Genomic DNA, 12,684 nt, shown 5'->3' on the forward strand with positions numbered 1-12,684 from the left:
CGCACCTCGCCGCTGGCCCGGTTCACCGCGGTCGGCTTCGCCACCTGGTCGGAGCAGGGCACCGCGCTCGACCGAGTCACCTTCCGACGCCGCCGACGGGCGGGACGTGCTCGCCCTGTTCACGTGCCGGAACGACCCGGGCATGTGCGAGGAGTGGGATCCACGGGCGGGCGGCAACCGCGCGCTGCTGCCCCCGCAGCCGCACTCCAGCCGATCCCGGTACCCCCGCTGGACGAGGGCGCCGGCCAGGAGCCGGTCCTGCTCGGCGCGGGGAGCGCCGTTGCGCACGAGACTCCGTCCACGACAGCGGACTACGGCCAGGGCTGCGAGGAGTGGGTGAAGCATCCGGGCCGGACTCCTCTTGACGTCCTCGGCCAGTTGGGCGGGCAGCCCGCGTGGCTGCAGAACGACGACACCCCTGCCTGCCCGACCTGTGCACGGGAGATGGGGCTCGTCGTCCAGCTCGAGGAAGGACGGGACCACGCCACCGCGGTGAACTTCGGCGGCCGCGACGCGGCCTACGCCTTCGCATGCGAGCCCTGCGCACAGGCCGTGTTCCCGTGGCAGTGCTGACTGCGGCAACCTTCCGCCCCGCTCGGAGAGCCAGACCTCGCTGGAACAGCTACGCGCGCAGCTCGGGGAGCCCTGGTACCGGGGTTGGGCCAGGCCCGCGATCCGGGATGCCAGCGAGCGGTACCCCGGTTTCCGGCTGCCGGCCGACTTCAGGGCGTTCCTCGGCCTGTACGGCCCCGGCCCGGTGAACGGATATCTGACCATCGACCGGCCGATGGACACCACACCGGCCGAGCTGGAGCGCTACTGGGCCCCCACCCGAGCGCCCAGCCTGGTGCGGCGAGATCGCCGAGGACTGCTGGGGGGCCGACGAGTCCGACGTCCATAACTACGCCCGTCGCTTCAACAGCCACCTGCCCCACCAGGGCCGCCAGCAGCTCGCACCACTCGACGACTCGAACGTCACCCCTACCAGCCGCCCGAACCGAACGCCGACAAGCCGCCACCGGCCTCGTCAAGGAGTACCACCGAGCAAGCTGACCACCCGACAAACGTCCGGCTTCCTCCGCCAGGACGGCGGGACCAACCTCGCGGCCCCCTCCGGCACACCGGCCGCGACCACCGGCGGCCACTACGGACCCTCGGCCTCACCTGACAGAACCGGACACTTCTCGATCGCGCAATGCCCCTGAGGCAATGTCCCTGACATCAAGCCGGAGAGCCCATTCTTCGGCTGCCCCCAGCTCCGTATGCAGAGAGTGAAACCATCCCGTGATCTGACTCTCGGCCGGGCGGCGGAAAAGCGCCCTTGAGCTGCCCTTGAGGGTCCGCTAGGTTCTCCTTGGGACAGATCGCGACTGCCGAATCGGCACTACTACCACCACCGCGGACCTCATTGACCGACCGCATCCCCGGACGGTCGGGTCGTGAACCTGGAACGCGCCGTGCGGTCAGGCGGCCCAGCGGTCACTGACAACAGCGCCGATTACCTGACCGGAACATCTGCCGACCCGCATGACCGGAGGACGATGAATGGCTGTTTTCCCCGGCCACCCGAAGGCCACCTGCCCGCCCCGTGACGCGGTCGCGCCAACCCGTGTCACCGCAGCCCGACATGTCAGTGGCCGCACAGCAGTGCAGATGAGAATCGTGGCCTTCGCCTCCCCGAGGGCACCACACCTGTCTCGCCGAGCCATCGCAGGTTGTCACCGGGCGCCCGGACGAGCCGTGCGGCTGCTCGCCGATTCGCCACGCCCGCCGGGTGAAAGGGGCCGAATCGGCGCCGCCGGACACCGCCCCGAACAACCTTCGAACCCACCCGGAATTCGGCCGCAACTCATTGCACCGTCGACCGGATACCGATCGCACCTTCCACCGATGGTTCCACCGCCGCTCATTCGGCCGCCGGTCATTCGAATACGCCGGATTCCGTCGACCGACCTCCGGCCACGAGTGTCCACCACGCCGCTGTATGCGGTGGAACGGGCTCGCTCCATCCACCGGGAAATCTGCATCTGTCAGCAATGGGGTTGATCGTGTCTCTCGCCAAGAATCCTCCATCGGTTCTCGTCGTCGAAGGAAACGTGCTGCTGCGCACAGGACTCCAGGCCCTCCTGTCCGCGGAGAGCGACCTGGCCGTCCACGCCGCCGTGGGCGACGTTGACGCGGCACTGGATGTCCTGTCGCGGCACTGCGTCGATGTGGTGGTGTACGGGGCGGGCGAGTCGGTCGCCGACACCGAGCGTGCTCTCGGGCGGCTACACGACCGGGGCGTCTCCTGTCGGGTGGTCGTGCTGAGCAAGCACGAGCGGCCGGGCGAGGTCGAGATGTACCTCAGTTCCGGGGTGAGCGCCTATCTGTCCGAGGCCGCCGCCAGCGACTGCCTGGTGTCGGTGGTCCGGGGGCTGACCGCGGACCGGGAGCGGGTGTACATCATGGCCTCGCGCTCCGGCATCGGCTGGATCTCCGGCCCGCGCGGCAGCCAACTGTCCTCCCGGGAGCGGGAGATCATGGGGCTCGTGGCGAACGGGCTGAGCAACTCCGCCATCGCCAGCCGGCTCAGCATCTCTCCCGGCACCGTCAAGCGCCATCTGCGGAACATCTTCGTCAAGCTCAACGCGGTCTCCCGGATCGACGCCGTCAACAAGGCCCGGGCCGTGGCCATGCTGGTGCCGCTAGGCTGAGCGGGCCACCCGGCCGTGCGTGACCGCCCGCACGGCAGCCGCGCGGACCGGCTGCCGGGGCGGTGCGTCCGCACTGAGCAGCGCGCCGTGCAGCTCCCACAGCCGCCGTGAGGGGGCGATGCCGAGGTCCTCATCGAGCTTGCGGTAGAGCGAGCGGTAGACCTGCAACGCCTCGCTGCGGCGCCCGGTGGCATCCAGGACGATCATGAGCTGTTCGTAGAACCACTCCTTGAACGGGTGGTGATGCGTCAGTGCGACCAGTTCCGGCACCAGTTCGCCGTGCCGACCGAGCTGCTGGTCGGCCAGGATGCGATGCTCCAGGGCGCGCAGGCGCATCTCCTCAAGGACGGCCACGTGGCCGGCGAGCGCGCCGCCCACGGGGATGTCCGCCAGTGCGGCGCCCCGCCACAGGCCCAGCGCCTGCCGCAGCCGGTCCGCCGCCGCCTCGGGATAGCCGTCGGCCAGCAGGCGGGCCCCTTCCCCGTGCAGACGCTCGAACTCCTGGGTGTCGAGCTCATCCTCACTCAGCAGCATCACGTAGCCCGGCGCCTTGGTGAGTATGACGTCGCGGCCCTGCGGGCGACGGAGCTTGCGCAGTTGGTAGATGTAGGTCTGGGCGGTGGTGACCGCCGTCCGCGGCGGGCTGTCGCCCCAGATCTCCTCGATGATGACGCCGAGGTCGACGACCCTATTCGCGTTCATCAGCAGGATGGCCAGGGTCCACCTCACCTTGAGCGCGCTCGGCGTGCACGGCTTTCCCGCGTCGAGGACTTCCAGCGGGCCCAGCACGTTGAACCTCATGACGCCTCCGATTTCGCCGGACAATTTCTCGAACCAGGTATATCCAGACTTCGATCAAGGCCTCAAGAGGAACCCGTACAAGGTGGCAGCGGGTCTATTTCCAAAGCGACCCGTCGGACTACCCCGAGGGAGACACTCCCCGCCGATCGACCCCCGCCGATCGGCTGGCGCTCAGTCAAGTTCTGTTACACTGCGACCGGTTGGGCCACATCTGCAAGCACGCGAAGGAGATTGACGTGCCCCGAAAGATCCGTGTTGCTCCGGTCATCCACACGAAGGCCCACCATCTAGGGGAAACACGTCTTGGAAAGCGTGAACATCGGAATCCTGGCCCATGTCGACGCCGGTAAGACCAGCCTGACCGAGCGGCTGCTGTACACCGCCGGCGTCATCGACCGCATCGGCAGCGTCGACCGCGGTGACACCCAGACCGACTCGCACGAACTCGAACGCCAGCGCGGCATCACCATCCGGTCCGCGGTGGTGTCCTTCACCGTTGGCGACGTGAAGGTCAACCTCATCGACACCCCCGGCCACCCGGACTTCATCTCGGAGGTGGAGCGGGCCCTCAGCGTGCTCGACGGCGTGGTACTCGTCGTCTCCGCCGTCGAGGGAGTGCAGGCACAGACCCGCCTGCTGATGCGCACCCTGGTCAAGATGCGCATGCCGGTGATCCTCTTCGTCAACAAGATCGACCGCATGGGCGCCCGCTGCGACGACCTGCTGGAGTCGATCCGCACCGAACTCACCCCTGCCATCGTGCCGATGACCAGGGTGGACGGGCTCGGTACGCCACAGGCGCACGCCATCGCCCGGACCATCGGACCCGACGACCCGGATTTCGCGGCCGAGTTGGCCGACGTCCTGGCCGAGCACGGGGACGAGTTCCTGGCACGTTACCTCGACGACGAGGCAGCGCTGACCGAGCGCGACTACACCGACGAGCTCGCCCGGCAGACCCACCAGGCACAGCTCTACCCGGTGTTCTTCGGCTCGGCCGTGGCCGGCGTCGGCATCACCAATCTGGTGGACGGAATCACCAGGCTGTTTCCGGTCAATAAGGGCCACTCCGATGACACACTCAGCGGCACGGTGTTCAAGATCGAGCGTGGCTGGGCGGGTGAGAAGGTCGCCTTCGTACGACTGCGGACGGGGGCGCTCGGGCCCCGGTCGAAAGTGTCCGTCTTCCGGCGTGACCAGCACGGCGGCGTCGTCGAACTACCCGGCCGCACCACCGTGGTCGAGGTGTTCGACCGGGGTTCCGCGGTGGTGGAGGCGCAGGCCCGCGCGGGTGACATCGCCAAGGTCTGGGGGCTCAAGGGCATCCGGATCGGCGACCGGCTCGGCTCCGGGGACGGGCTGGACGGAGAGCACCTCTTCGCGCCGCCGAGCCTGGAGACCGTGATCCGGCCGGCCAGGTCCGGGGCGATGCCCGAACTCTACGACGCGCTCCTGCAACTGGCCGATCAGGACCCGTTCATCAACGTCCGCAAGGACGACGAGGAGCAGGAGATCTCGGTCTCGCTCTACGGCGAGGTGCAGAAGGAGGTCATCGCGGCAACGCTCGCCGACGACTACAAGCTGGACGTGGTGTTCGAGGGCACCCGGATCATCTGCGTCGAGCGCCCGGTCGGAGTCGGCGAGTCGGTGGAGGAGATCGATTACCGGAGCAAGACCTTCTTCTGGGCCACGGTCGGACTGCGGGTCGAGCCCGGAGCGCCGGGCTCGGGGGTTGTCTTCCGCCGCTCGGTGGAGCTCGGCTCGCTGCCGCACGCGTTCCACAAGGCCATCGAGGAGGCCGTGCGCGCCACCCTGCAGCAGGGGCTGAACGGCTGGGAGGTGCTGGACATCCTGGTGACGCTGACCCACTCCGGGTTCGCCAGCCCGGTCAGCGCGGCGGGTGACTTCCGCAAGCTCACCCCGCTGGTGCTGATGAACGCGCTCAAGCAGGCCGGGACGCAGGTGTTCGAGCCGGTCAACCGGTTCGAACTGGAGGTGCCGGCCGAGAACGCCAGCGCCGCCCTGCTGAACCTGGTCGAGTGTGGCGCCACCCCGGAGTCGACCCGGGGACAGGGCAGTACCTGCCTGGTGGAAGGCACCATTCCGGCCCGCACGGTACAGGAGTTCGAGCAGCGGCTGCCCGGGCTGAGCCAGGGCGAGGGTACCCTGCTCACCCGGTTCCACAGCTACCGGCCGGCCACCGGCCCGGCCCCGAGCCGGCGGCGGACGGACACCAACCCGCTGGACCGCAAGGAGTACATGCTGCGGGCGTTCGGCAGGATCTGACCATTCGCCGGACACGAACCACTGGGTCCCGATCACCACTTGGCGATCGGGACCCAGTGTTCCGTCGGTGCCGTTCGGGGAACTGGACCACGAACGGTCATCGTGGGGTCAATCGAGCAGTGCCACCGCTCGCGTCCAACCCGCGCCCGCACCGACGACTTTGACCGGAAAGGCCTGCACCGTGAATCCGGTCGGCGCGGGCAGTGCGCCCAGATTGGCCAGCCGCTCGATCTGGCAGTACTCCCGCTGTCGTCCAGCGAAATGCGCGGGCCACAGCACGGAATGGTCTCCGGTGTGCCGGAACTCGGAGAGCATGTGCGGGAAAGGCGCGTCGAGACCGAAGGCGTCCGTCCCGATGAGCCGCACCCCGAGGTCGAGCAGCAAGTTCGTCGCCTCACCGTCGAGGCCGGCGAAGTGGGTGAAATACTCCGGGGTTCCGGCGAGTCGGTCGGCACCGGTGTGCAGCAGGACGATCTCCCCGGCACTCGGGGTGTGACCGATGTCGGCGAAGGCCCTCCGCAGCCGCTCCGCACCGATCGTCCCGACCCCGCCGTCGGTCAGGTCGAGGACGACCCCCGGGCCGATGAACCATTCCAGCGGCAACTCGTGGATGTGGCGTGGCACGCCGTACGCGGCCTTGCTGCCGTAGTGCGACGGCGCGTCGACGTGCGTGCCGGTGTGGGTGGTCAGGGTCAGGGTGTCCAGCGAGAGCAATTCGCCGTCGGGCAGGTCGGCGATGTCGAAGGCGATGCCGTGGTTGCGGAGCATGCCCTCGGCCATGTGCCGCGCGCCTTCGGCCGGTGTCAGCACCTCGTGCTTGATGCCGTCCACTTCCCAGGCGCCGGCGTCGATCGCCGAGGACAGGTCAATGACGCGCATGGGTGACCCCTTCCGGCAGCAGGGTGCAGTCCTCGAGGACGGCGAGGTATCGGTCCGGTCCGCGGTCGCGCGCGGCAACGTACCCGTCCGGCCTGATCAGCAGGAAGTCCCCGGGCGCCAGGCCCAGTCCAGAGCGCAGCGCGCCGTCGGGGTCGGGCAAGTCGCCCGACCCGTCCGCGTCGCCGACCGCCCTGACGGACACCGCCGCGCCGAACAGCCGCTCCATCCGGGCCAGCGCCTCGCGGTGCCCGGACCGGTCGGCGGCAGGTGGGGTGGCGATCAACGTCCAGCGCGGGTCGGCGAGTTCGTCGCGGAGTGCGGACCAGCCGGGGTGCGCGCTCACCGAGCGGGCATCGCAGCCGACCCGGTCGCCGGGCCTGATCCCGCTACCGGGTGGCGTGGCCGCGCGGGTGAGCGGGCTGTCCGGGTAGGCCAGGCCGAGCCCGCAGAAGCCGCGGATCATCCGGCCTTCGACCTTGCGCTTCAGCGGTGATATCCGGCGCAGTGCGGCGGTGCCCACGGTGAGCAGGGTCGGGGCCAGGGCGGTGCGCAGCGAGACCAGCGCGGTGGCGGTCCGGGTGGAGCGGAGCAGGACGGCTCCGGTCGGGACGCGCTCGGCGTCGTAGCTGTCGAGCAGTCCGGGCCCGGCGTGGCCGCGGATCACGTCGGCGAGCTTCCAGGCGAGGTTGCAGGCGTCCTGGATGCCGCTGTTCATGCCCTGCCCGGAGGCCGGGCTGTGCACGTGGGCGGCGTCACCGGCGAGGAAGCAGCGGCCCGAGCGCATCCGGGTGATCTGGCGCTGCTGCACGGTGAAGGCCGAGAGCCAGCTGGGCGTGCCGACTTCGACCTGCCGACCGAGTGTCCGGCCGATCTTGCCGGCCAGCCGGCGCCGGATCAGCTCGGGGTCGTCCGCGCCGTGGACGTCCGCGGTGTCCACCACGCGCCACTTGCCCGGTTCGGGGAACGGGACTAGCAGCAGGGTACCCGGGTCGGTGTGCAGCAGATGGTTGCTGTCCGGCGACAGGTCGGCGTCGAGCGTCACGTCGGCGTTGAGCCAGGTCTGGGTGGAGTCGCCGATCAGGCGCATGCCGAGCTGCCGTCGGACGGTGCTGTGGCCGCCGTCGGCACCGATCAGCCAGGGCGCCAGGGTCTGCTCGGTCCGCCCGTCGGGGTGGCGCAGGGTGGCCTGGACGGCGTCGGCCTCGGGGCGCAGGCCGATCAGCTCGACGCCCCACTCGACGTCGACGCCCTGCCCGGCGGCGCACTCGCGCAGCACCCGCTCGGTGACCACTTGGTCCACCATGAGACTGAACGGGTAACGGGTGGGCATTTCCCGGTAGTTGGTGTCGAAGCGGATCAGGGTGCGGCCCCGCCGGTGCATGGTGAAGTGGGTGACCCGCCGGCCCAGCGGCAGCAGCTGGTCGAGCGCCCCCAGCTGGTCGAGCAACTCCATGGTCCGGGCGTGCACCGCCAATGCCCGGCTGCTGGTCGCCGGACCGGCGGCGGCGTCGATCAGGCGGACCCGCACGCCGCGCCGGGCGAGTTCGTGCGCCGCGGTGAGCCCGACCGGGCCGGCGCCGGCGACGAGGACAGCCGGGGCGGGATCAGTCATGGCGTTCCTCGGCGAACCGCTTGGCGAGCCCCAGGGTCGCGCGGCTGTTGCCGCCGGCCGCCTCGCGGATGAACCGGCGGGCGGTGGCCGTGGTGGCGTCCGGGCCGAGGACGGCGGGGACGGCTTCCGGATTGAGCACGACAGCGTGCCAGGAACTCACCCGGACGCCGTGCTCGGTCTGTTCGAAGGACCAGCGGCCGGTGTGGGCGGCCATCATCGACGGGGTGCGCAGTTGCTTGTAGGCGATGTCGGCCCCGGGGAAACAGATCCGGACGGACTCGGTGGTGTGCTCGGAGCCGTCGGCGGTGCGGGTGTCCATCGCCATGTGCTGGATGCCGCCGGCCTCCTCGCGCAGGTCGAGCCGGGCGACGTGGGGCAGTCGGGCCGGCCAGGAGGCGGCGTCGTGGAGGAAGTCGTGGACCGTCTCCAGCGGAGCGGCGACCAGCACCGAGTCCTCGAACTCGAATTCCAGGTCGGCTAGTTGGGACCACCGCTCGGCGAGGTCCTTGATGTTGCCGAGTTCGGTGCGACTGTTGCGGTCGGTGGCCTCAGTGATCCACTCGATGCCCTTCGGGTCGTCGTCGACGGCGGTGAACTCATGGGTGAGGGTGAGGGTGGCGCCGCCGGGGCGCTCGGTCACCCGCCACTCCCCCGCCATCGAGGCGACGGGGGGCGAGGAGACCTCCTGCCGGAACCGGATCCGGCGCAGGCCGGCGTCCAGGTCCCGGCGTGACGTCCAGTGCTTCACCTCGCCGTTGGCGCGAGCCCAGATCCGCAGGCGCTCGGCGCCGGGCGCCAGCTCCGCGCGTTCCACGTGGAGCGTCGGCGCGAAGCGCCGCGGCCAGGCCTCGGCGTCGGCGATGACGGCGTAGACGACGTCGGCGGGGGCGGCCACGTCGATCTCGTGGCTGGTGTGCTGGGTTCGGGTCATTCGTCGGACCGGCCCTTCCCTCAAGGAGGTTGACATTGGTCGGAGGTGTTGCTCAGTAGATGCCGAGGCCGCCGCAGACGTTGATCGCCTGCGCGGTGATGGAAGCGGCGGCGGGCGTGGTCAGGTACTCGACCATGCCCGCCACCTCCTCGGCGGTGGAGTAGCGGCCGAGCGGGATCTTCTGCTCGAACCTCGCGCGCACGTCCTCCTCGGTGGTCTGCCAGGTGGTGGCGTACGCCTGGCGGACCCGGACCGCCATCGGGGTCTCGACATAGCCGGGGCAGACCGCGTTGACCGTGGTGCCCGTGGCGGCGAGCTCCTTGGCGAGCGCCTTGGTGAAGCCGATGACGCCGGCCTTCGAGGCCGAGTACGGCGCCCCGAGCGGGACACCCTGTTTGCCGCCGGTGGAGGCGACGGTGATGATCCGCCCGTGGCCGGCCGCCTCCATGCCGCCGGTGGTGAGGACCTCGCGGGTGACGCGGAAGACGCTGGTGAGGTTGGTCTCGATCACGTCGTGCCAGAGCTCGTCGGTGATGGTCGAGGTGACGCCACCGCCGCTGCGTCCGGCGTTGTTGACCAGCACGCCGATCGGGCCGAAGCGGTCCACCGCGGCCTGCACCGCCTTCGCCACGTCCTCCTGGGAGCGGACATCGGCCGCGACGCCGTCCACCTCCAGGCCTTCGCCGCGCAGCCGGGTGACCGTCTCGGCGACGGCCTGCGGGGTACGGGCGCAGATGAAGACGCTTAGCCCGCGCCCCGCCAACCGGACGGTGCTGGCCAGTCCGATCCCGCTGGTCGCTCCTGTCACCAGGGCGACCGTGCCGGTTGTCTCGGTGCTCATCGCTGTTCGCTCTCCTGTCTCCGCTCCGGGTTACGGGCTCGTTCCGGGCCCTGAGCCGACCCTGCCCGGCCAGCTTCGACTCCGGTTCGAGCGGGCGAGCCACCACTCCAACGGGATTCGAAACGGGGGTGGGAGCGTCGCCGTACCCAACCCCCGACGCCCCGAGGAGGCCCGAAGCATGACCGGATCGCTCTACGAGGAGGTCCAACACTTCTACGGCCGGCAGATGCGCTACCTGGACGAGGGCGCGGTCACCGAGTGGGCCGCGACCTTCACCGAGGACGGCGTGTTCGCGGCCAACGCCCGACCGCACCCGCAGGAGGGCCGGGCCGCCATCGAGCGCGGCGCCGGCGAGGCCGCCGCGCGCCTGGCCGCCGCCGGGGTCCGGCACCGGCACTGGCTCGGGATGCTGGAGCTCGCCGAGCAGCCGGACGGGAGCGTGCTGGCCAGGACATACGCCCTGATCATCGCCACCCCCAAGGGCGGTTCGGCCGCGGTGCACCTGAGCACCAGCTGCGAGGACCGCCTGGTGCGGGTGGCCGGCGAGCTGAAGGTCCGGCACCGCCAGGTGTACCGGGACGACCTGCCCGCCGCCTGAGAGGAGGCCCGACGTGAACGTCCCTGCGGACAGTACGACCTTCGGCGCCCCGCTGGACACCGTGGCGGAGCTGATCGGCGGTCCCCGGATCGACGATCTGCTCCGGCGCGCGGCCCGGCGCACACCCCGCCACCCGGCCCTGGTCTCCGACGGCCGGGTGATCGACTACGCCGACCTGGACCAGCGGGTGACCGAGTGCGCCGAGGCGCTGCGCGACGCGTTCGGCGGCCCCGGAACGGTGATCGCGATCGCCGCCGAGCTCACCGTCGAGTTCGCCGTCACCTTCCTGGGCATCTCCCGCTCCGGGAACACCAGCGCAATGTTCAACCCGCTCGTGCCGGACGACACCCTGGTGCACGTCCTCGACTCCTGTGGCGCGCGGGCGGCAGTGCTCTCACCCCCGATGCACCGCCGGATCGCGGCGCTGCGCGACCGGCTGCCGAAGCTGCGGCAGCTCGTGGTGACCGCGGAGGCGGGCGACGGCACGCCTGTCCTGGGCGAGCTGCCGCGAGCCGTCGTCCCGGCCGGCGAGGCCGTGGAGACCGCCTGCCTGCAGTTCACCAGCGGCACCACCGGCGCGCCCAAGACGGTGCGGCTGAGCCACCGCAACCTGCTGGTGAACGCCGCCCAGTCGGCGCACGCGCACCGCCTGGACGCGGACTCGGTCTCGCTCAACAACCTGCCCTCGTTCCACCTCATGCACCTGAACACCGCGCTCGCGGTCGGCGCGACCCACCTGCTCTGCCCGGCGGAGGACCGGGAGGCGATGGTGCGGCTGGCCGGCGCGTGGCAGGCGACGCACCTGTACAGCCTCCCGGTGCGGCTGTCCCGGCTGGCCGAGGACGAGCGCCTGCCGAGCCTGCGGATCCCGTCGCTGCGGGTGGTGCTGTCCGGGGGTTCCGCGCTGCCGCCCCGCACGACGATGACGCTGTCGGAGCACTTCGGCGTCCCGGTGGTCCAGGGCTACGGTCTCGCCGAGACATCGCCCTCGACGCACTTCGACCTTCCGGAGGGACCCACCGTCGGCTCCAGCGGCCCACCGGTGGCCGGGACGGCCTGCCGGATCGTCGACGTGCGGACCGGCGCGGTGCTGCCGGCGGGCGAGCGCGGCGAGATCCAGGTCAGGGGGCCGCAGCTGATGCTGGGCTACCTGGGCGACGGACACGGTGACGCCGTCGACGCGGACGGCTGGTTCCGCACCGGGGACGTCGGCCGGATCGACGAGGCGGGCAGGCTGTTCGTCGTCGACCGGATCAAGGACGTCTTCAAGTGCGACAACTGGCTGGTGTCGCCGACCGAGATCGAGCGGGTGCTGATGCGGCATCCGGCGGTCACCGACTGCGTGGTCTTCGATCAGCCCGACGACCTGAGTGGCGCGGTCGCCGTCGGACTGGTCGTGCCGCGTGGCGAGGGCGTCGACCCGGCCGCCCTGGCCGAGTTCGCCAACGCCCAACTCCCCTACTACGAGCACCTGCGGCAACTGCACCTGGTGGAGGGCATCCCGCGTTCCGCCACCGGCAAGGTCCAGCGGCGCGAGCTGCGCGACCGCTTGCTCGGCTCGCTCTGACCCACCTCACAACACCCAAGGAGAATCAACGTGTTCACGTTCATCAACCGCTTCACCGTCACCGGTGACACCACCGAATTCGAGTCCCTGGTCAAGGAGATCACCGCCTTCATGAGCGCCCAACCGGGCTTCCGTTCCCACCGGCTGTACCGCTCGGCCGCCGACGCCCGGGTGTACGTCGAGACCGCCGAGTGGGACGACGCGGCCGCGCACAAGGCGGCGACCGCCTCCCCGGAGTTCCGCTCGCGGGTCGGCAAGGTGATGGGGCTCGCCCAGGCCGAGCCGGCGCCGTTCGACCTGGTCGCCCAGCACGGCGCCTGAGGGAGCGGACGATGACGACAACCGGCGACATCATCCCGCAGCCAGTGATCCGGCTGCGCGAACTCGCGCTGAGCGCGGCCGGGGGGGGGGGGGGGGGGGGGGGCGCGGGGGTGGGGTTGGCCGAACCGCCCGGCGAGGGGGACCCCACCCCC

Annotated in this window: 10 protein-coding genes and 1 pseudogene; 6 read left to right on the forward strand and 5 right to left on the reverse strand. The window is 70.6% G+C overall.

Translation table 11 applies throughout. The features are described 5' to 3' along the window. Together ACZ38L_RS36280 and ACZ38L_RS36285 are read left to right on the forward strand one after the other, a co-directional pair. Nucleotides 1-573 (forward strand): annotated as a pseudogene (locus ACZ38L_RS36280) (hypothetical protein); the annotation flags it as partial. 1,523 nt (nt 574-2,096) lie between these two features. Continuing rightward, on the forward strand, nt 2,097-2,696 hold the full coding sequence (locus ACZ38L_RS36285) for a LuxR C-terminal-related transcriptional regulator (RefSeq protein WP_465701768.1): 600 nt from the start codon (nt 2,097-2,099) through the stop codon (nt 2,694-2,696). Here the strand turns inward: ACZ38L_RS36285 and ACZ38L_RS36290 are convergent. Then, entirely contained in the window at nt 2,688-3,497 is an 810-nt protein-coding gene (locus ACZ38L_RS36290) for an AfsR/SARP family transcriptional regulator (protein WP_465701770.1), read from the reverse strand. The genes ACZ38L_RS36285 and ACZ38L_RS36290 overlap by 9 nt on opposite strands. A 303-nt stretch (nt 3,498-3,800) precedes the next feature. On the opposite strand from ACZ38L_RS36290, the gene tet reads away from it, so the two are divergent. After that, complete coding sequence (tet, locus tag ACZ38L_RS36295; protein ID WP_465701772.1) at nt 3,801-5,783, forward strand: tetracycline resistance ribosomal protection protein; 1,983 nt, start codon at nt 3,801-3,803, stop codon at nt 5,781-5,783. 108 nt (nt 5,784-5,891) lie between these two features. Here tet and ACZ38L_RS36300 read toward each other — a convergent pair whose 3' ends face one another. The 4 genes from ACZ38L_RS36300 to ACZ38L_RS36315 are packed head-to-tail and all read right to left on the reverse strand — an operon-like array spanning nt 5,892 to nt 10,046. Beyond that, on the reverse strand, nt 5,892-6,662 hold the full coding sequence (locus ACZ38L_RS36300; RefSeq protein WP_465701775.1) for a cyclase family protein: 771 nt from the start codon (nt 6,660-6,662) through the stop codon (nt 5,892-5,894). Further along, nucleotides 6,649-8,274 carry an FAD-dependent oxidoreductase gene (locus ACZ38L_RS36305; protein ID WP_465701777.1) on the reverse strand — a complete coding sequence of 542 codons (1,626 nt, stop codon included), beginning with the start codon at nt 8,272-8,274 and terminating at the stop codon, nt 6,649-6,651. The genes ACZ38L_RS36300 and ACZ38L_RS36305 overlap by 14 nt, the downstream gene beginning before the upstream one ends. Then, nucleotides 8,267-9,205: an aromatase/cyclase gene (locus tag ACZ38L_RS36310; protein ID WP_465701779.1), complete on the reverse strand. Its 939-nt coding sequence runs from the start codon at nt 9,203-9,205 to the stop codon at nt 8,267-8,269. Before ACZ38L_RS36310 ends, ACZ38L_RS36305 begins: the two co-directional genes overlap by 8 nt. 52 nt (nt 9,206-9,257) lie before the next feature. Then, nucleotides 9,258-10,046, reverse strand: coding sequence for an SDR family NAD(P)-dependent oxidoreductase (locus ACZ38L_RS36315; protein WP_465701781.1), 789 nt, complete (start codon nt 10,044-10,046; stop codon nt 9,258-9,260). A 178-nt stretch (nt 10,047-10,224) separates the two neighbouring features. Here ACZ38L_RS36315 and ACZ38L_RS36320 point away from each other — a divergent pair, with 178 nt between their 5' ends. The 3 genes from ACZ38L_RS36320 to ACZ38L_RS36330 are packed head-to-tail and all read left to right on the forward strand — an operon-like array spanning nt 10,225 to nt 12,532. Further along, nucleotides 10,225-10,644, forward strand: coding sequence for a nuclear transport factor 2 family protein (locus tag ACZ38L_RS36320; RefSeq protein WP_465701783.1), 420 nt, complete (start codon nt 10,225-10,227; stop codon nt 10,642-10,644). Between the two features lie 13 nt (nt 10,645-10,657). Then, entirely contained in the window at nt 10,658-12,211 is a 1,554-nt protein-coding gene (locus tag ACZ38L_RS36325) for a class I adenylate-forming enzyme family protein (protein ID WP_465701784.1), read from the forward strand. A gap of 30 nt (nt 12,212-12,241) precedes the next feature. Next, nucleotides 12,242-12,532, forward strand: coding sequence for an antibiotic biosynthesis monooxygenase family protein (locus ACZ38L_RS36330; RefSeq protein WP_465701786.1), 291 nt, complete (start codon nt 12,242-12,244; stop codon nt 12,530-12,532). Nucleotides 12,533-12,684 lie beyond the last annotated feature (152 nt).

It is taken from the genome of Kitasatospora sp. NPDC024654, assembly GCF_055559155.1.